Annotated in this window: 22 protein-coding genes and 1 riboswitch; of the genes, 5 read left to right on the top strand and 17 right to left on the bottom strand. The window is 64.9% G+C overall.

Annotated features, from left to right (window positions below):
* Window positions 1–168: 168 nt before the first annotated feature.
* Together XH79_RS40900 and XH79_RS40895 are read right to left on the bottom strand one after the other, a co-directional pair.
* Window positions 169–429, bottom strand: a complete 261-nt coding sequence (locus tag XH79_RS40900; protein WP_212339726.1) for a hypothetical protein — start codon at window positions 427–429, stop codon at window positions 169–171.
* A 155-nt stretch (window positions 430–584) separates the two neighbouring features.
* Window positions 585–968 (bottom strand): RidA family protein, encoded by a 384-nt coding sequence (locus XH79_RS40895; protein ID WP_271585387.1) that lies wholly within the window; start codon window positions 966–968, stop codon window positions 585–587.
* 471 nt (window positions 969–1,439) lie between these two features.
* On the opposite strand from XH79_RS40895, the gene XH79_RS40890 reads away from it, so the two are divergent.
* Window positions 1,440–1,874 carry a hypothetical protein gene (locus XH79_RS40890; protein ID WP_212339724.1) on the top strand — a complete coding sequence of 145 codons (435 nt, stop codon included), beginning with the start codon at window positions 1,440–1,442 and terminating at the stop codon, window positions 1,872–1,874.
* 143 nt (window positions 1,875–2,017) lie between these two features.
* Here the strand turns inward: XH79_RS40890 and XH79_RS40885 are convergent, their stop codons facing one another.
* The 4 genes from XH79_RS40885 to XH79_RS40870 all read right to left on the bottom strand — a co-directional run bounded on the left by XH79_RS40885 (window position 2,018) and on the right by XH79_RS40870 (window position 4,540).
* Window positions 2,018–2,713 (bottom strand): glutathione S-transferase family protein, encoded by a 696-nt coding sequence (locus XH79_RS40885; RefSeq protein ID WP_271585386.1) that lies wholly within the window; start codon window positions 2,711–2,713, stop codon window positions 2,018–2,020.
* Between the two features lie 14 nt (window positions 2,714–2,727).
* Window positions 2,728–3,120, bottom strand: coding sequence for a hypothetical protein (locus tag XH79_RS40880; protein ID WP_271585385.1), 393 nt, complete (start codon window positions 3,118–3,120; stop codon window positions 2,728–2,730).
* A gap of 134 nt (window positions 3,121–3,254) precedes the next feature.
* A complete protein-coding gene (locus tag XH79_RS40875; protein ID WP_271585384.1) occupies window positions 3,255–3,803 on the bottom strand; it encodes a hypothetical protein in 549 nt (182 codons plus the stop codon).
* A gap of 86 nt (window positions 3,804–3,889) precedes the next feature.
* Window positions 3,890–4,540, bottom strand: a complete 651-nt coding sequence (locus XH79_RS40870) for a glutathione S-transferase family protein (RefSeq protein ID WP_271585383.1) — start codon at window positions 4,538–4,540, stop codon at window positions 3,890–3,892.
* 250 nt (window positions 4,541–4,790) lie between these two features.
* Between XH79_RS40870 and XH79_RS40865 the strand changes: the two genes are divergently transcribed.
* The gene (locus XH79_RS40865; RefSeq protein ID WP_212339721.1) at window positions 4,791–5,228 is read left to right on the top strand and encodes a VOC family protein; all 438 of its coding nucleotides are present in this window, start codon (window positions 4,791–4,793) and stop codon (window positions 5,226–5,228) included.
* 441 nt (window positions 5,229–5,669) lie between these two features.
* Here the strand turns inward: XH79_RS40865 and XH79_RS40860 are convergent, their stop codons facing one another.
* The 8 genes from XH79_RS40860 to XH79_RS40825 all read right to left on the bottom strand — a co-directional run bounded on the left by XH79_RS40860 (window position 5,670) and on the right by XH79_RS40825 (window position 12,555).
* Window positions 5,670–6,191 (bottom strand): mismatch-specific DNA-glycosylase, encoded by a 522-nt coding sequence (locus tag XH79_RS40860; protein ID WP_271585382.1) that lies wholly within the window; start codon window positions 6,189–6,191, stop codon window positions 5,670–5,672.
* Between the two features lie 85 nt (window positions 6,192–6,276).
* Complete coding sequence (locus XH79_RS40855; protein WP_271585381.1) at window positions 6,277–6,792, bottom strand: hypothetical protein; 516 nt, start codon at window positions 6,790–6,792, stop codon at window positions 6,277–6,279.
* A 147-nt stretch (window positions 6,793–6,939) separates the two neighbouring features.
* A complete protein-coding gene (thiC, locus tag XH79_RS40850) occupies window positions 6,940–8,838 on the bottom strand; it encodes a phosphomethylpyrimidine synthase ThiC (protein ID WP_271585380.1) in 1,899 nt (632 codons plus the stop codon).
* A 180-nt stretch (window positions 8,839–9,018) separates the two neighbouring features.
* Entirely contained in the window at window positions 9,019–9,627 is a 609-nt protein-coding gene (locus tag XH79_RS40845) for a thiamine phosphate synthase (protein WP_271585379.1), read from the bottom strand.
* Window positions 9,614–10,396 carry a thiazole synthase gene (locus tag XH79_RS40840; RefSeq protein WP_271585378.1) on the bottom strand — a complete coding sequence of 261 codons (783 nt, stop codon included), beginning with the start codon at window positions 10,394–10,396 and terminating at the stop codon, window positions 9,614–9,616. The genes XH79_RS40845 and XH79_RS40840 overlap by 14 nt, the downstream gene beginning before the upstream one ends.
* A gap of 164 nt (window positions 10,397–10,560) precedes the next feature.
* Window positions 10,561–10,758, bottom strand: a complete 198-nt coding sequence (thiS, locus tag XH79_RS40835) for a sulfur carrier protein ThiS (protein WP_271585377.1) — start codon at window positions 10,756–10,758, stop codon at window positions 10,561–10,563.
* Window positions 10,749–11,774, bottom strand: coding sequence for an FAD-dependent oxidoreductase (locus XH79_RS40830; protein WP_271585376.1), 1,026 nt, complete (start codon window positions 11,772–11,774; stop codon window positions 10,749–10,751). The genes thiS and XH79_RS40830 overlap by 10 nt, the downstream gene beginning before the upstream one ends.
* Window positions 11,762–11,890: riboswitch (TPP riboswitch) on the bottom strand. Its footprint overlaps the gene before it by 13 nt.
* Window positions 11,891–12,024: 134 nt before the next feature.
* On the bottom strand, window positions 12,025–12,555 hold the full coding sequence (locus XH79_RS40825) for a lytic transglycosylase domain-containing protein (RefSeq protein ID WP_271585375.1): 531 nt from the start codon (window positions 12,553–12,555) through the stop codon (window positions 12,025–12,027).
* Between the two features lie 232 nt (window positions 12,556–12,787).
* Here XH79_RS40825 and XH79_RS40820 point away from each other — a divergent pair, with 232 nt between their 5' ends.
* Window positions 12,788–12,988 (top strand): hypothetical protein, encoded by a 201-nt coding sequence (locus tag XH79_RS40820; RefSeq protein WP_212339712.1) that lies wholly within the window; start codon window positions 12,788–12,790, stop codon window positions 12,986–12,988.
* A 63-nt stretch (window positions 12,989–13,051) separates the two neighbouring features.
* Here the strand turns inward: XH79_RS40820 and XH79_RS40815 are convergent, their stop codons facing one another.
* Complete coding sequence (locus tag XH79_RS40815; RefSeq protein ID WP_271585374.1) at window positions 13,052–14,380, bottom strand: ATP-binding protein; 1,329 nt, start codon at window positions 14,378–14,380, stop codon at window positions 13,052–13,054.
* Between the two features lie 13 nt (window positions 14,381–14,393).
* Window positions 14,394–15,149 carry a response regulator gene (locus tag XH79_RS40810; RefSeq protein ID WP_271585373.1) on the bottom strand — a complete coding sequence of 252 codons (756 nt, stop codon included), beginning with the start codon at window positions 15,147–15,149 and terminating at the stop codon, window positions 14,394–14,396.
* 180 nt (window positions 15,150–15,329) lie between these two features.
* On the opposite strand from XH79_RS40810, the gene XH79_RS40805 reads away from it, so the two are divergent.
* Both XH79_RS40805 and XH79_RS40800 read left to right on the top strand, forming a co-directional pair.
* The gene (locus XH79_RS40805; protein ID WP_271585372.1) at window positions 15,330–15,881 is read left to right on the top strand and encodes a hypothetical protein; all 552 of its coding nucleotides are present in this window, start codon (window positions 15,330–15,332) and stop codon (window positions 15,879–15,881) included.
* Window positions 15,882–16,108: 227 nt separating this feature from the next.
* A complete protein-coding gene (locus tag XH79_RS40800) occupies window positions 16,109–16,639 on the top strand; it encodes a PRC-barrel domain-containing protein (RefSeq protein ID WP_212339708.1) in 531 nt (176 codons plus the stop codon).
* Window positions 16,640–16,984: 345 nt separating this feature from the next.
* Here the strand turns inward: XH79_RS40800 and XH79_RS40795 are convergent, their stop codons facing one another.
* Window positions 16,985–18,196: an ABC transporter substrate-binding protein gene (locus XH79_RS40795; RefSeq protein WP_271585371.1), complete on the bottom strand. Its 1,212-nt coding sequence runs from the start codon at window positions 18,194–18,196 to the stop codon at window positions 16,985–16,987.
* Window positions 18,197–18,445 lie beyond the last annotated feature (249 nt).

The following is an 18,445-nucleotide window of genomic DNA, read 5'->3' as shown; positions in this document are numbered from 1 at the left end:
GGCCTGCGCCCCGGACAAGATGTGAGTAGTTCCGCGCGCCGACGAGGTTCAAAGAGCGGGCGCTGGAAATGCGCGCCGTCGGCTGAAAAAAAGGGCGGTCCGTCAAAAAGAGGAAGGACGGACCGCTCGCACGATCCGCCCTTTTCAATCTGGTATGTCGCGTAAAGCCTAGAGCGTGCAGCGGCGCTCGGCGCGCATCTTGATCTGCAGGTCGGACGCCTGCTGGAAGGTCGGGGCCGGCTTGCTGACGACCTTGTAGGTCGACACGCCCCACTGGAACGGCTTGTACTTCAGGTCCTCGTTCCAGACCTGGCAGATGCCGGTGTTGTCCCACCGGATCACGTAATAGCCCGGCGCTGCGGATGCGGGCACGGCGAACACGGAACTAGCGATGCCGGCAACGGCACAGAGGGCGAGAACGCGACGCATGAAATATCTCCTTGTGGGGAAGTGTGACGCGAAAATTCGTGCGGGAAAAGCCGGTCCTTTGCAAGCCGGGAGCCGCCGTTTCACGGACATGTCAGGCGATGCAGGGCATTTGGTTCGGCCGCGTGCCCGGCAGGCCACACGTGCCCAACCGCGGTTCACTTCGCGAGCGACGCCACCGCCTCGATCTCGATCAGCATCTTCGGATCGGGCAGCGCATGCACCACGCATGTGGTGCGCGCCGGGTAGGGCGGCGGGCCGAAGGCGCCGGCATAGAGCGCGTTCATGGCGGCAACGTCCGAGGCGCGGGTCAAGAGCACGTTGACCTTGGCGAGGTCGCGCAAGGTCGCTCCGGCCTCGTCCAGCACGCGCTTGATGTTGACGACGACATTGGCGAACTGCGCCTCGAAGCCGTCGGGCAGCGCGCCATGGGCGTCGAAGCCGGGAATGCCCGAGACGAACAGCAAGTCGCCGACGCGCGTCGCAAAGGACAGCGGTGGCGCCTTGACGTGCGGCGGGGCCGCGAAATGCTGGATCGGCATGGCATCACCTCGTGGGCGTGTCGGGAGCAGGAGCGTAGCGGGATGCGGGGGAGTTGCAATCGGGTTGCCGAGGGGCAAAGACAAAAAATGCGAAAACAACCCCATGCACAGTAGAGACCAAGCCGAAATCATTGATCTTTTTTGATTTCGGGAACGACGAAATATTTCGTTTGCGCCGTCGGGCAAAACAGGGGCAGAATGGCATGATGCGGTTGGCCTGTGCTGCGATCCCAACCTCCGCGGTCATGCCCCGGCTTGACCGGGGCATCCAGTACGCCGCGGCTTCTCGGTTCAATCTCAGGCGCCTCTGGAATACTGGATCGCCCGGTTGAACCGGGCGATGACAGTTGGGTGCGTGGCCGCAGACCGCGCCCCTTGTCCGCCCCATCATGTTGCCGCCGCGATCGATCGGGTAGATTGGCCGCGTCTGATTCGATTCCCTCCTTGAAAAATAGCCCCCGGAGACACTCCATGAAGATCGCTAGCCCCCTTCGCGCCGCGCTGGTCGCCATTGCCGCGCTTGCCGGCCTTTCGACCTCGGCGCTGGCCGACGGCGGCACCGTGGTGCTGACGATCTACAAGGCGGGCTGGATCATCGGCGGCTCCGGCGGGAGCGGCGTGCTGAACTTCCGCGGCCGCTCCTACGGGCTCTCGACCGGCGGGCTCGACTACGGCCTCGTGTTCGGGGGATCCAAGACCGTGTTGCGTGGCCGCGTCTCCAACATCAACCGTCCCTCCGACGTCGCCGGCGTCTATGGCGCCGCCGGTGCCGGCCTTGCGGTCGGCCGCGGCGCCCGCGCCATCGTGCTCACCAACCAGAAGGGCGCGGTGCTGGAGCTGACCGGCACGCAGGTCGGCCTGATGGCGAATGCGGATCTCAGCGGGCTTGCGATCACGATGCGGTAGAAAACGGTGCCGTAGGGTGGGTTAGCCTTGCGGATGCGCGAAGCGCATCGGCAGGGCGTAACCCACCTCTTTGGTTTCCGCGGAGACAGAAGTGGTGGGTTACGCCCGCGGACGCGCTTCGCGCGGCCGCGAGCTAACCCACCCTACGTTCCCGTCACCATCGCATGCACCCGCTCGCAATGCGCGACGAGGTTCTCGTGCGCATCGACGAAGGCCTTCAGCGGCGTCGGGATCGGAAAATAATAGATGTTGGCGACAAAGCCGTAGATGCCGGCATCGATGCTACCAGGCGCCGCGCCGTGGACGAAGCCTGTGCCCGGCACGATCTCCGCCAGCACCTGCAGATCGGCGAGCCCCCGCGCATAGGCCTGATCGGGCGTGTAGCGGCCGATGCCCTGGTAGTGATAGCGCTGCGCGTTGTACGCCTTCGCCTTCTCGAACCCTTCGGCGCTGACCTGCGGATGCTGCGCGATAAAACCGTCGCGGAACGCCGGATAGAAGCGCTCGTCCTTCCAGCGCGAATACGACATCACCCAGTAGAGATCGTCCAGCATGCGCGTGACGAGATGATTGGTGCGCCGTGCGGCCTGTGACAGCGCCGCATCGATGGTCAGGCGATATTTCGCGATGGTGTGCGCGATGATGGTCTCGCTGTCGCCGATGGTCTCGCCGTCGTCGACGACATAAGGCAGCTGCCCGCGCGGCGCGGCGGAGGCATCGAAGATGTGCTCATGCACGAACGGCACGCCTGCGAGCTTGAGGAAGGCGTAGACCTTGAGGCCGTAGCCGTTGTTGTCGGCGACGCCGAAGAGTTGCGGGTAGGAATAGAGGGTCAGCATGGGCGGGCTCCCTGCTAGCGTGCCGGCTCCTTGGCGCGGTCCTCGATGGTGGTCGCCTGTGCGGGCCTGCTCGAGCGGATCATCAGAAACGATCCTGACTCGCGGGGCAGGCGCCAGCGACCATCGATCTCCGTGGCGCTGGCGTTCACGGTGCCTTCGTACACGACGGTGTCATAGCCGTAGCCCGGCGGCTCGTAGCGCTTGACGAACGAGACCACGCTGCCGGACCGGTGACCCGCGATCGAGGCGTTGTGGGTGCTGAGCGGACAACGCGGGTTCATGCAGGGCTCGGTCACGCTTCCGCCAAGCGCGCCTCCGGCCTCGACCAGCGTCGCCGTGAAGGTGACCATTCCCGTGCCCGGTTGAACATAGGTGCCGTCCCAGACACCGGAGAGATCAGTGCTCATGATGGTCCAGATCGGTGTGCGGCGTCGCGTCACCCGCGAGCGTAGCGGGATGCGACGCAGATACAACCCCGGATGATGCTCTCATACTCGCCCGCCGTGCCGGGACGGACAAAGCGGCTTACACTGCCGACCTGCTACTGTGTCTTGGTGTAGCTGAGCTGCCTGAATTCGGCCGGCGGCGCCTCGGTCGCAGCCGCGATCCGAACCGAGAAGGTGCTGTGGTTGATCGAGTCCCTTTCGGGCACGACGGCCGATCCGACCATGGTGTAGCGGTAGCCGGCGTCCTCGCCCCAGGCCTTCGGCAGCAGGTAATAGGACTTGCCTGCCTCCACGACGAACTCGGCCGGATGCGGGATGCCTGAGATCACGCGTGTCCAGTATTCGTTCGGTGAGCCGACACTGTGTGGGCCCGGCGGCAACTCGACCGTGGTGTACTTCCCCGGAGGCAGCGACATCAGGGCCTTGCCGTCGACCTCGATGGGCAGCGCAAACACACTGGTGTTGGAGCCGAACGGGCGGCCGATGTGAACCGATGCGTAGCCGGCCTTGGGAGGCGAGGGTGTCACGGGCGCCGCCGTCGTCGGCGCCTGATTCGACGTCGACAGGCAGCCGGTCAGGAGCCCCAGGGCCAGCCCGATCGCGGCAACGCGCGCCGCCTGACGATACGCAAGATGTGTTGTCACGCCGTTCCCCAACCGCGCCGAGATGTACCAGGATCGTACCACCCGTTGTGCGCGAGGGCGCTGGGCGAGTCAAGGCGAGCGCTCGGCTAGCTGTCGTTCGACGCAGCGTTGAACACCGCAAGCTGCGCATCGAACGCGCGCCGGAACGCCGGCCGCGCCTCGCCGCGGGCGACATAGGCGGCGATGTCAGGATATTCGTCCAGCAGGCCGGACGTGTTCAGCCGGCGCAGCACCGTCACCATCATGAGATCGCCGGCGCTGAACGCGCCGTCGATCCAGTCGGCTTTGCCGAGGCGGCGGGACAATTCGCCGAGCCTGGTGCGGACGCGATCCTGCAGCATCGGCAGCCGCTCCGCGTACCAGCTCCTGTCGCGCTCGAACAGCATGGCCATGCCGAGCTCGACGATCGGCGGCTCCAGCGTGTTCAGCGCGGCGAACATCCACGCGATCGCGCGGCTTCTCGCGTTGCTGTCCGTCGGCAGCAGTCCGCCATGACGCTCGGCGATGTGCAGCACGATCGCGCCGGTTTCGAACAGGGCGAGATCGCCGTCCTCATAGGTCGGGATCTGCCCGAACGGATGCAGCGCCAGATGCGCCGGCTGCTTCATCGCGGCGAATGAGACCAGGCGGACGTCATAGGGCTGGCCGACCTCTTCGAGCGCCCAACGCACCCGCATGTCGCGCGCCTGCCCCCTGCCGCGGTCGGGGGAGGTTTCGAAGGCGGTGATGGTCGGCATTGGGGGGCTCCGGGTGTGATCGCGGTTTGCGTCCAGAGGACGAACGGGCGGGGCGGTTTCCGACAGGTTATCGCGATTTCGCGGAGCCCGTAGCCCGCATGAGCGAAGCGATATGCGGGAATAGTCGCCCCGGATATCGCTTCGCTCATCCGGGCTACAAGAAAAATCCCGTCCCCATTGTCGGAACGCCCCTCCTGCCCGCGTCCTTGGAGCACCAGCGCGCCCCGCCCAAGCCGAAAGGATCCCGCCCATGACCTCGATCACGCCGTTTCTCTGGTTCGACAACAACGTCCCCGAGGCGGTCGCGTTCTACAAATCGGTGTTTCCCAATGCCAAGGTCGACACCGTCAGCGACTTCATGGCGGTGTTCGAGCTGGAGGGCCAGCGCTTCCACGCGCTCAATGGCGGGCCGCAATACCGTTTCAATGAGGCGGTGTCGTTCTTCATCAGCGTCGAGACGCAAGGCGAGGTCGACTATTTCTGGAAAGCGCTCACCGCCGACGGCGGCGAAGAATCGCGGTGCGGCTGGCTCAAGGACAAGTTCGGCCTGTCCTGGCAGGTGATCCCGACGGCGCTCGGCCGCTATCTCGGCGATCCCGACCGCACCAGGGCGAACCGCGTCATGCAGGCGATGATGGGCATGCGGAAGATCGTGATCGCGGAGCTGGACAAGGCGTATGCGGGCTGAGGGGCCAACGGTCCCGTAGGGTGGGCAAAGGCGCGCTCTACGCGCGCCGTGCCCACGCACTGTCGGGACCCACGGAGAAATCGTGGGCACGGCGCTGACGCGCCTTTGCCCACCCTACGAGGCTTCGAGTTTGAGCAAGATCGCGAGCTACACCCACAGTGTCGTCCTGGCGACCCATACCGCGTGATCTATCGATTGCGGTTGGTCGCAGTACCGGACCACGAGTCTTCGCCAAACCTCTCCCTGGGGTAATGGGTCCTGGCTTTCGCCAGGAAGACGGCGGAGTGTGGAGGTCCGTAGGGTGGGTTAGCCGATCCCAATTGCAGTCTATCGTCGCGCGACGGTGCGAGGCGTAACCCACCACGTCTGTGTTCGCGGCGACAGACCTGGTGGGTTACGACGAGCGGACTGCGCTTCGCGCATCCGCACGTCTAACCCACCCTACGCAGCAATCCACCTAGCCAACTCCCGCCACGGCTCCAGCGTCCAACTCCCCGACGCCGCACCCGACGGTGACGGCAGCACAAATGTCTCCGGCCAGCTTCCATCCCGCGCCTGCCGCCCCAGCGCAATCGCAGCTGACGGCCTGCCGTAAAACAGGCTCGCCGCCTTCTTGCTCGTGAACGCAATCGTCCGCGGCCGGTACTTTTCCATCTTCGCCCTGAACCCGGGCAAGTCGATCGTTTCCGCCGCGATCTGGTGATCCATCCCGGCGCCCGACTTGGAGAGATCGGTGAAGCCGATCCCGAGCTCGATCAGCGATGCGAACTCGCCCGGCTGATACCGCCGCGGCGTGATCCCCGCCTCATGGATCGCGCGCCAGAAGCGGTTGCCGGGATGAGCGTAATAGTGCCCGAGCTCGGCCGAGCGCGTCGAGGCGGCGGTGCCGACGAAGACGAGGCGGAGGTCGGGACGGAGCTGGTCGGGGAGACGGTGGGGGGCGGGTTCAAGCACGTGCAACATCCACGACTGCATGACCGGAGCGATATGCGGACAGCGAAGACTCCCGATGCCGCTTCGCTCATCCGGGCTACTTGCTTCTCAGAAGTTAGTGCTGAACGCTATCGGCCAAACGTCTCTTAGCCAAATCTGCAACTTGTTGCACCGCCTTGTCGTAGTATTTTGATGCGACACACGTACCCAGAACTGACGCTAGTGTTAGACCCATCAGGATTTGAACTTCTGCATTGTCTCCACCACTCTGGTAGACTCGCTCCACGATTTGCTTGCCGGCAGGAACACAGAGGGTCTCAAATATTTCGTTCATTCGCTCATGTACTTTCCGCTGCCGGAATTCCGAGAGTAGCTCCTCGAGACGGGGTATGCTCTCTTGAACGACGGAGAAAACTCTCATCTGATCCAATTGCGCAATGGGAGGTGAACCCTCGTCCTCCAAAAATCCAAGCTTCGCAAGCTCGGTCCATAGGATGTGGTTGGAACTGCCGACGATCGTCGACATAGCTGAGGTACGATTCTCAACCGCAGCAATGAGCACGGACATATCCGCATCACTCATTTGCAGCATCAAATCCAGGAGACTTCGCAACAACAGATCGGTCTTCATTTCTCGTTCCCCTGGACATCGGTTAGCTGATCGCAACCACACATAGCATGTCTGTAAGGGTACATATCGAAAAAGACCGGGCGCTTGCCCGGTCTTTTGCTATTGACTGATGCCGGGTCAAGCCCAGGCAAGACGCGCGGGGATAGCTCACAACACCCGGTTACTCTCCTTCACCTTCTCCGCATCCAGATAAACGCTGCTCCCCATCTCCTTGAACTTCGCGCTCATCTTCGCCATGCCGTCCTCGGCCGTCCCGCTGATCGACATCCCCACCGAGTTCGGATCGTTCAGTGTCGCGGCATAATCCCGCACGTCCTGCGTGATCTTCATCGAGCAGAACTTTGGTCCGCACATCGAGCAGAAATGGGCGACCTTGTGGGCTTCCTTCGGCAGGGTCTCGTCGTGGAAGCTCTTTGCGGTGTCCGGATCGAGGCCGAGGTTGAACTGGTCGGTCCAGCGGAATTCGAACCGCGCGCGGGAGAGGGCGTCGTCGCGCAGTTGCGCGGCGGGGTGGCCCTTGGCGAGGTCGGAGGCGTGGGCTGCGATCTTGTAGGTGATGACGCCGGTCTTGACGTCGTTGCGATCGGGTAGCCCGAGATGCTCCTTCGGCGTCACGTAGCAGAGCATGGCGCAGCCGAACCAGCCGATCATGGCCGCGCCGATGCCCGAGGTGATGTGGTCGTAGCCCGGTGCGATGTCGGTGGTCAGCGGTCCAAGGGTGTAGAACGGGGCTTCGCCGCACTCCTTGAGCTGCTTGTCCATGTTGATCTTGATCTTGTGCATCGGCACGTGGCCGGGGCCTTCGATCATGACCTGGCAGCCCTTGTCCCACGCGATCTTCGTGAGCTCACCGAGCGTCTCCAGCTCGGCAAACTGCGCGCGGTCGTTGGCGTCCGCGATCGAGCCGGGACGCAGGCCGTCGCCGAGCGAGAACGAGACGTCATACTTGCGCATGAGGTCGCAGATCTCGTCGAAATGCGTATAGAGGAAGCTTTCCTTGTGGTGCGCCAGGCACCACTTCGCCATGATCGAGCCGCCGCGGCTGACGATGCCCGTGACGCGGTTGGCGGTGAGGTGGATGTATTGCAGGCGCACGCCGGCGTGGATGGTGAAATAGTCGACGCCCTGCTCGCACTGCTCGATCAGCGTGTCCTTGTAGAGCTCCCAGGTGAGTGCCACCGGGTCGCCGTTGCACTTCTCCAGCGCCTGGTAGATCGGCACGGTGCCGATCGGCACCGGCGAGTTGCGCAGGATCCACTCGCGCGTGGTGTGGATGTTGCGGCCCGTCGAGAGGTCCATCACGGTGTCGGCGCCCCAGCGGATCGCCCACACCATCTTCTCGACCTCTTCCTCGACCGACGAGGTCACCGCCGAGTTGCCGATATTGGCGTTGATCTTGGTCAGAAAGTTGCGGCCGATGATCATCGGCTCGAGCTCGGAGTGGTTGATGTTGGAGGGGATGATGGCGCGGCCGCGCGCGATCTCGTCGCGCACGAACTCCGGCGTGATGAAGGCGGGCACGGAGGCACCAAAACTCTCGCCGTCGGCAAGCGCGGCTTCGGCGCGCTCGAGCTGCTGCTTGCGGCCAAGGTTCTCGCGGGCGGCGACGTAGATCATCTCCTTGGTGACGATGCCGGCGCGGGCGAATTCGAGCTGGGTGATCTTCTGCCCGTCGAGGCCGCGCAGCGGCTTGTGATAGGCCGAGAAGGCGCGCGCGGCCTTGTCGGTGGAGACGCTGCCATTGTCCTCCGGCTTGATCTGCCGGCCCTCATATTCCTCGACGCCGCCGCGCTCCAGCACCCATTGCTTGCGGTTGCGCGCAAGGCCGGCGTTGACGTCGATGGTGACGGACGGATCGGTGTAGGGGCCCGAGGTGTCGTAGACCGGCAGGTTCGGCTCGCCCGCGCCTTCGGAGAGGATGATCTCGCGCAAGGGCACGCGCAGGTCGGGCGCGGCGTCGGGAGACGCGAAGATTTTTCGCGAGGAGGGTAGTGGGCCGGTGGTGACGGCGGGGACGGTCTTGTCGGGGTTGGAGCGGATGTTCATGGGATCCTCCGGTTTAATTCGTTGATGCCGCTGTGCGAGAGGCAAATACCGCTGTCATCCCCGCGAAGGCGGGGATCCAGTACTCCGAGGCGGTGCGGCTAGAGCCGAGACGCCGCGGCGTACTGGATCGCCCGGTCAAGCCGGGCGATGACAGTGGCGTGTGGGGTGAGAGCGTGCGCATCACGCCGCCTCCTTCGACTCGCCGAGCCATTGCCGCACGCGAGCATCGGGGTCGGCGTTCTGGGTGACGTCGCTGACGACGGCGATGGAATCCGCGCCCGCCGCAAAAATCTCCGCGGCGTGCTCGAACTTGATGCCGCCGATCGCGACCAGCGGGATGCTGCCGATGCGCTTCTTCCATTCCGTGATCTTCGGAATGCCTTGCGGTTCGAACCGCATCGACTTCAGCGTGGTGAAGAAGATCGGGCCGAGCGCGACGTAGTCGGGCTTTGCCGCGAGCGCGGTGGCAAGCTCGGCGTCGTCATGGGTGGAGATGCCGAAGAGCAGGCCGGCCTCGCGGATGGCCTTGAGGTCGGCATCCGCCAGATCCTCCTGGCCGAGATGCAGATATTTCGCGCCGGCGACGATCGCGGCGCGCCAATAGTCGTTCACGACCAGCTTGGCTTGCGTGTCTTTCGTGATCGCCAGCGCGTCGGTGACGATCTGCAGCGCGTCGGCGTCGTTGAGCTCCTTCGTGCGCAGCTGGATGGTGCCGACGCCGAGCTTGGTCAGCCGTTCGACCCAGTTGAGGCTGTCGACGACGGGATAGAAGCGATCAGGATACGGCATGCCAGAACGGGGTCCCAACGACAGGGGTGGAGGGGGAGGCGAAGTCGCGGGCGTTCATCAGCCCGGCTTCGTAGGCGGTGCGGCCGGCATCACAGCCGAGGCGGAAGGCATTCGCCATGGCGACGGGATCGGCGGCCTTGGCAATGGCGGTGTTGAGCAGCACGGCGTCATAGCCGAGCTCGAGCGCCTGCGCCGCGTGGGAGGGCGCGCCGATGCCGGCGTCGACCACCAGCGTGATATCGGGCAGCCGCTCGCGCAGCAGCTTGAGCGCATCGCGGTTGGTGATGCCTTTGGCGCTGCCGATGGGAGCCGCCCACGGCATCACCACCTTGCAGCCGGCGTCGACCAGGCGGTTGGCGACCGAGAGGTCCTCGGTGCAATAGGGGAACACCTCAAAGCCGTCCTTGACCAGGATGGTCGCGGCTTCGACGAGGCCGACGACGTCGGGCTGCAGCGTGTCGTTGTCGGCGATCACTTCGAGCTTGATCCAGGACGTCCCGAACAGCTCGCGCGCGAGTTTTGCCGTGGTCACGGCCTCGCGCACGGTGCGGCAGCCGGCGGTGTTCGGCAGCACGGCGACGTCGAGCTCGCGGATCAGCTTCCAGAACGCGTCCCCGGTCTTGCCGCCGGCGGATTCGCGCCGCAGCGACACCGTGACGATGTTCGAGCCGGACGCGCGGATCGCCTCCTGCATGATCGCCGGCGACGGATAGAGCGCGCTGCCGATGAGGAGGCGGGAGGGGAAGGATTTGCCGTAGAAGGTCACCATGGCTTCAATTTCCTTGCAGGCGACTTGCACAGGCCGTCATCCTGAGGTGCGCGCACTTGCGCGCCTCGAAGGATGACAGCGCCGCTTGCGGCCATCCTTCGAGGCGAGCCGAAGGCGGCTCGCACCTCAGGATGACGGCGGAGTTTGTGGCGGTATTCATCTCCTCACCCTCCCTGCCGCGGCGTGATGATCTCGATCTCGTCGCCGGCCTTCAGGCTCGTCTCGGCCCAACGGCTTTTCGGCACGACGTCGTAGTTCAGCGCGATGGCGAAATGGGTGCCCTCGTAGTCGAGCTCGGTGAGCAGCGCATCGACGCTGGCCGAGCTGATCTCGCGTTGCTCGCCGTTGACGATCACGCGCATTGCATCACCTCATTGTCGATCTGGCCGCGCTGGACATAGGCGAGCGTCAGCTCGGCGAGCGCCGGCGCGATCAGGAAGCCGTGGCGGTAGAGGCCGTTGACGGCGATGGTCTCGCCGCGAATGCCGATGCGCGGCAAATTGTCGGGGTAGGCGGGGCGAAGGCCGGAGCCGAATTCGACGATGCGGGCTTCGCCGAAAGCGGGATGCACGGCGTAGGCCGCGCCGAGCAGCTCCAGCGCGGAGCGGACGCTGACGCCGGTGTCCTCGGCCTCGATCGAGGTCGCGCCCAGCATGAACAGGTTCTGCTCGCGCGGGATCACGTAGAGCGGCCAGCGCGGATGGATCAGTCGCACGGGACGTGACAGCTGCACCTCGCTGGTCTCGATCAGGATCATCTCGCCCTTGACGCCGCGCAAGTCCGGCTGCTCCTCGCGTGCGGAAAGGCCGCGGCAGTCGATCACGATGCCTTTAGGATTGAGGTTTGCGAGATCTTTTGCGGTGACGTCGCTGTCGAACTTGATGGTGCCGCCGGCAGCCTTGATGCGCTCGTGCAGCTTCGGCAGCACGCGGCGCGGCTCGACATGGCCCTCGGTCGGGAAGAACAGCGCATCGCGGAAGCGGCCTTCGAGCGACGGCTCGAGCTCGGCCAAGCTTGCTGCATCGAGGCGGCGATGGCCTTCGGTCATCCGGGCAAAGCGCTCGAAATCGTTGCGCTCGCGCGGATGGGCGACGACGAGCGAGCCGTTGAAGGGGGTGTCGGGCAGCTCGCGCCGCCAGATGTCGAGGGAGCGCAGGCCGAGCCTGGAGATGATGGGTTCGGCGACCTCCGCCTCGCAATAGGGCGCCAGCATGCCGCCGGCCCAATGGCTGGTGGCGTCGGTCATGGCGGCGTCACCGCGCTCGTGTAGCGTCACGGTGTGGCCGGCCTGCGCGAACAAAAGCGCCTGCCAGGCGCCGGCAATGCCTGCGCCGATGATGGATACCGGGGAATCCGGTCGCTTGGTGGTCTGCAACATCCCTGTCCCTTCGCCGGCATGACCCGGATCAGGTTCAAAGGGTCACCGCGGTCCTGGGCGGTATTGCCCATTTAGCGGTATCTCAGCTCCTCCTCGGAGCACCCCTCGGAACGGGTCTAATGTATGCCAGGGAGGCGGGGTGGTCAACGCGTCAGCCACAGGGCAGTCATTCCGGGATGGTGCGAAGCACCAGACCCGGAATCTCGAGATTCCGGGGTCAGTCATGCAGACTGCCTCGGAATGACAGCGGTTAGTGCGGAACCTGCGCCCGCGCGTTGCGGACGCCTTGCGCCAGCTTCCTGTGCGGGGCGGTGCCGAACATCGGCTGCGGATTGCCGTTCGGCTCGAGCCAGGTCTCGTTGCTCGCCTGCTGCACCATCTCCTGGCGCTGCCGCTTTGCAACGTAGTAATAGCCGCCCGCGAAATAACGCACAGCTCGTGCGTGGTCGCCATTGGCGGCGCGATAGGCGCCGGCGAGGTACTTCACCGCATAGGTGAGGTTGGTGTTGGGATCGCGCAGCCCGGCGGCATCGCCGGTGTAGCCGACGCCGCGCGCGGTCGCGAGCTTGATCTGCATCAGGCCGATGGTGCCGCCACGGCCGACGAGGCCGGGCTGATAGCGGCTTTCGCGCATGATGACGCGATGCACCAGCGCTTCCGGCACGCCGTTGGCGCGGGCATGCATCGCGACCATCTCGGCATACTCGGCTTCGCCCGCGAATGCGACCGGCGTGATCATCAGTCCCGCCGCGGCAAGCGCGGCAATACGCAAAATTTTCATCGAAATATTCCTCGGCAGAACGGACCTGCACCCTTGCGCGTTAGGCCGCGGGAACACGGCGATGATGTGGCGAAATGTCACCAACGGCGATTTTCGCCGGCCCGTCGCTTTTACGACTTAAACTTGGGTTAAGTTTAGAGCTGGCGGTGCGCCTTACGCGACAGCGGGTCTGTCCATTCGTGCATTCGCTCAAAAACTGCTCGTCAAGAAACGGCAACTCGGGAGGACGTCAATGAGCAGAGCACACATCGACGACATCCCCATGCAGAACCCGTGCGCACAATGTGGCACACCGATCCCGTTCCCGGACTGGATCGAACCGGGCGAAGGCCGCGTATCCTATCTCTGGACGTGCCAGGCCTGCGGCTACCGCTTCGAGGCGGTGGCGATCTTCGATGAGCACGCGATCGAGCATCCGCCGCTCGCAGCCTGAATTGCTGGCTTAAGGGCGCATGATCTCTTCGGAAAACCGCTACACACTTTTCCGGATCATGCGCTAGGCCGCGAGTCGCGGCTCCTGCCACACCGGCAATTGCATCCGCACGATCAGCCCGTGCGGCTCGCGATCGTGCAGCGACAGCTCGCCGCCATGGGCGATCGCGATCGCGCGTGCGATCGACAGGCCGAGGCCGAAGCCGGTGGACTCGTCCATGGTGCGCGCGTCGTCGCCGCGCACGAACGGCTCCAGCATCTCCTGCTTGCGCGCATCCGAAATGCCGGGGCCGTCATCCTCGACGTCGATGACGAGCTTGGTGCCCGATATGTCGAGGCGGATCGTGACCTCGGCGCCGAAGCGCACCGCGTTCTCGACGAGATTGGTGACGCCGCGATGCAGATCGTCGGGCCGCGCTGCGGCGGTCGCCGATATGGGCCCCTCATAGTGCACGACGTGGCCCATGTCGGCGAACTGGTCGGCAATGAGCTGCAGCGTGCTGGCGATATCGACCAGCGTCACCGCCTCGATCTTGCGGTCGTTGCGCAGCAGCGACAGCACGGATTCCAGCATCGAGCGCATCTGGTCGAGATCCATCAGCATGCGCTTGCGGTTGCCCTCGTCCTCGATGAACTCGGCGCGCAGGCGCAGCCGCGTGATCGGCGTGCGCAGATCATGGCTGATCGCGGCCAGCATCCGCGTGCGATCCGACATCAGCCGCGCGATCCGCTCGTGCATGCGGTTGAGCGCGCGCGCCACCGAGCGGATCTCTTCAGGCCCGCGCTCGGGCAGCGGATCGGCCTCGCCGTCCAGGCTGAAATTCTCCGCGGCCTTGGCGAAGGAGGACAGCGGCGCAGCCAGCGCGTAGGAGGCCCAGAGACCGAGCGTGGTGACGCTGATCAGCACGAACAGCAGCGTCATCATCCACGGCCCGCCCCAGAACCGCGATCCGTGCGGCGACGGCTCAACGCGGCCGGCAACCATGGTGCCGTCGGGCAGCTCGACCGCGATCCGGTGCGGGCCGCCCTGCGGCGCAAGCGCGAGCACCTTGTACTGATGGCCGAGATGCCGGCGCACATTGTGCAGCTGCGGGCCCTCGCGGTCGCCGCCGGCGGCAACCGTACCGGGCGCGAGCAGCTCGATTCCGGCCTTCGGAAACGCACGGGCGATATCGGCGAGGATCCGCGGCCGCTCGCCCGCCTCCGCGCCGTTGAGCAGCAGGGCTGCGTCCGCGAGCTGATGCGCGCTGTCGGGCGGCGGATCGGCGCGATCCGGCCGGCTTACCAGGAAGCTCACGGTGAGGATCAGATGCAGCGCGACGATCGAGGCCACCACCAGCGCGGCGATCTGTCCGCCGATGCTCTTGAGGTGGAAGAAGCGGAACGGCGTCATGACGGCCGTTCCCTCAGCTGCTCAGGGATGGCGCGACCGCTTCCGTGCTTGCTACTTCAGTTCTGGGCGTGAACAGATAGCCGCCGGAGCGCACCGTCTTGATGATGGTGGGATCGGCCGGATTGGGCTCGATCTTGCGGCGGATGCGGCTGACCAGCACGTCGATGGAGCGCTCGAACGAGCCGGTGTTGCGCCCTTGGGTGAGGTCGAGCAGGCTGTCGCGCGACAGCACGCGGCCGGGCCGCTCGCAGAAGGTGCGGAGCAGATCGAACTCGGCGCTGGTCACCGCGACGCGCGCACCTTCCGGATTGCGCAGCTCGCGCAGGCGCAAATCGATGCGCCAGCCCTCGAAGGCGAGCGTGCTCGCGCCCTCGATCGAGCTTGCCGCCTGCGCGGCCGCCTGGCGGCGCAGCACCGCGTTGATGCGGGCGAGCAGCTCGCGCGGGTTGAAGGGTTTCGGCAGATAGTCGTCCGCGCCCATCTCGAGGCCGACGATGCGGTCGACGTCCTCGCCGCGCGCGGTCAGCATGATGATCGGCGTCTGCGTCTCCGAGCGCACCTTGCGGCACAGGCTGAGGCCGTCCTCGCCCGGCAGCATGACGTCGAGGATGATGAGGTCGACGCGGTGGTCGGCCATGGCGCGCGACATCTCGCGGCCGTCGCTCACGGCGGTGACGTTGCAGGCGTTGTTGCGCAGGTACTTCGCAATCAACGTCCGGGTTTCGCGGTCGTCTTCGACGACCAGGATGTTGGGATTGGGAATGGCCATGCGCTTTGTTTGTCCAAGATTCGGGCCAAATGGCGAAGATTTTTGTTTCAGATTGTTTCCGTAGCCCTTTCCGCAACATGGCGACATGCCCGGGCAGGGAAGCGGCAAGGTATCGTTAAGGCCGTTAACCATACCGTGGCGCGGTCACACAAGAAACCCCGCAAAATCCACGGAGCCATCATGACTTCGATTTCGGCGGCATCCGCCGGCAGCTACCAGTCGCCCTTGCAGCGGCTGCAGCAGGAATTGCAATCGGAAGTTTCCGCCGGCACGATCTCGTCGTCGGACCAGTCCGCGCTCTCGACGGCGCTGACCGACATCGACACCGCGCTCCAGCAGAGCCGGTCGAGCGACCAGTCGAGCGGCACGCGTCCCTCCAAGGAGGACATGCAGTCGAAGATCGACGAACTCATTTCCAGCGAAGTGTCGAACGGGACGCTGACCTCGGACCAGGCCGAGGAGTTGAAGAACGTCTTTCAGTCCGCCTTCGCGAACGGTCCCGACGGTGCCGGTGGACCGCCGCCCGGCCCGCCGCCGGACGACGGCTCCTCGGATTCGTCGTCGACGGACTCGACGAGCAGCAGCTCGACCGACCAGACCACGGCCGAGATCCTCCAGCAGTTTCTGCAGGCGCTGCAGCAATCGCAATCGTCGAGCTCGTCCTACGGCGCCAACGGCAGCTCATCGAGCAGCTCGAATTTCTCCGCGCTCCTGATCGACTTCAAGAGCTGACCCCGAGCGACGCGGGTCGGCACGTTCCCCGCCGCGATCGTGCTTCACCCAGGGCGCATGATCGCCGGCGGGGAACGGTGCGCCGCAAAATGTTCCTGGGTGACGCAGGAACATTCGTCCAGCGAGTCCTTCTCGCGTATCGCGCGACGAAATTGCCGCGCGCTCGGAACTGCTGATGTTCAGCGCTGTTTTCTCCACACGAGCTTTTTGTTGAAGGAGAGGACAACATGCTGACGAAATCGATCGTCGCCGGCCTCGCCGGCACTGCACTGCTTGCGACCGCCGCGTTCGCGCAGAACCCGACGGCCACCACCGACAAGGCAGCGCCTGCAGCCACCGCGACAACGACGGCCACGACCGCTTCGGGCGAGTGGCGGACGTCGAAAATGTCGGGCCTGAAGGTCTACAACGACGCCAACGAGAACATCGGCTCGATCAACGAGCTGCTGATGGACAAGAGCGGCAACATCAAGATCGCCGTGATCGGCGTTGGCGGCTTCCTCGGCATGGGCGAGCATCTGGTTGCGGTGCCCTATGAGAAGCTGAAGTTCGTCAATGAGGCCGTGGCCTATACCGGCGCCGCCACGAACCCGGGCGCCAAGCCCGCCGCGACCACGACGACGGGCGCTGCGACCGGTACCGACAAGCCTGCGGCGACCACGACGTCGTCCACGTCGAAGTGGTATCCGGACCACGCCGTGTTCAATGCGAGCAAGGACGAGCTGAAGAACATGCCCGAGTTCAAGTACGCGGAGTAACGGGCTTCTAGTCGGCTGAACGAAGCGCGCCTGGTTTTCACCGGGCGCGCTGTCGTGTCGTTTTTCACCTCTCCCCTCGAACGGTGGAGCTATCGCAGATGGCGGCCTGAGCAAGCGCCTCGTCCTTCGAGACGACCGCTTCGCGGTCTCCTCAGGATGAGGCTAAGCAGCATCGGCCTCGTTGAAATTGCTGCCGCGCACTCCGCCCTCATCCTGAGGGCCCGCCATCGGCGGGCGTCTCGAAGGATGCGCTGCGGGCGCGCTACCCGCCATTCTTCTTCGTTTGCGAAGCCCCGCCTTGAGTGGGGCTCCCTCTCCCCGCAAGCGGGGAGAGGGAGAAGACTGTCAGTGCGTCACCAGCGGGCAGCCGCCCTTGTCGAGCGGACGGAACGCCTCGTCGCCGGGCACGGTGGCGATCAGCTTGTAGAGGTCCCACTCGCCCTTGGACTCCTCGGGCTTCTTCACCTCGAACAGATACATGTCGTGGACCATGCGGCCGTCGATGCGGATCTTGCCGTTCTTGGCGAAGAAGTCGTTGACCGGCGTCTTGCGCATCTGCTCCATCACCTTCGGCGCCTCGTCGGTCTTGATGGCCTCGATCGCCTTCAGATAGTGCATGGTCGCCGAATAGAGGCCGGCCTGGATCATGGTCGGCATGTGGCCGACCTTCTCGTTGAAGCGCTTGGAGAAGGCGCGCGTTTCCTCGTTCATATCCCAGTAGAAGGCATCGGTGACGATCAGGCCCTGTGTCGCCTTGATGCCGAGCGAGTGCGTGTCGGTGATCTCCTGCAGCAGCGCGATCATCTTCTGGCCGCCTTGGGTCAGGCCGAACTCGGCGGCCTGCTTCAGCGCGTTGGTGGTGTCGCCGCCGGCGTTGGCCAGCGCGACCACCTTGGCCTTGGAGGCCTGGGCCTGCAGCAGGAACGAAGAGAAGTCCGACGAATTGAGGGGATGACGGACCTCGCCGAGCACCTTGCCGCCGCTCTCCTTGACCACGTTGGCGGCGTCGCGCTGCAGCGCCATGCCGAAGGCGTAGTCGGCGGTGACGAAGAACCAGGTGTCCTCGCCGCGCTTCACCATCGCCTTGCCGGCGACGTTGGACAGCGCGTAGGTGTCGTAGGTCCAGTGCACGGTATTGGGTGAGCATGCGGGGCCCGTGATGTCGGAGGAGCCGCCGCCCGAATTGATGTTGATCCTGTTCTTCTCGCGCGTCAGCGCCGAGATCGGCAGCGCCACCGACGACGTCGGCACGTCGAAGATCGCATCGACCTTGTCGTTGTCGTACCAGTTGCGGGCGATGTTGACGCCGACGTCGGGCTTGTTCTGGTGATCGGCGGCGACCACCTGAACCGGCTTGCCCGCGACCTTGGCGCCGTAATCGGCCACCGCCATCTCGACGGCGGCGAGCGAGCCCTTGCCGGTCGCGTCCGCATAAAGGCTCGACATGTCCGTGAGCACGCCAATCTTGACGACATCGTCGGAAATCTGCGCCCGCGCGGCGCCGGAGGTTGCGGCGAGCGCGAGACCGGCCGCGACGGCGGCGATGAGTTTTTGCATGTTGTTTTCTCCCTGAGTGTTGTTGTTCGGGCGTTGTTGCGGGGACTGTTCTAGCTTCTATCCGTCGCGGCAGCTAAGCGGCGCGCGCCATAGCGGAATGCAAAATCAGAAGGGGCGGGCGGTGTTCCCTTCGCCTCTCCCCGCTTGCGGGGAGAGGCCGGAATGCATCGAAGATGCATTCCGGGTGAGGGGCGCACTCCGCGAGTCCCACTCTCACCGTCCTCGCGGAGGCTCCCCCTCACCCGACCC

This window comes from Bradyrhizobium sp. CCBAU 45389, from assembly GCF_028128625.1.
In the GTDB taxonomy this organism is placed as follows: Bacteria; Pseudomonadota; Alphaproteobacteria; order Rhizobiales; family Xanthobacteraceae; genus Bradyrhizobium; species Bradyrhizobium liaoningense_B.
This window is presented reverse-complemented; position numbering and strand designations above follow the sequence as displayed.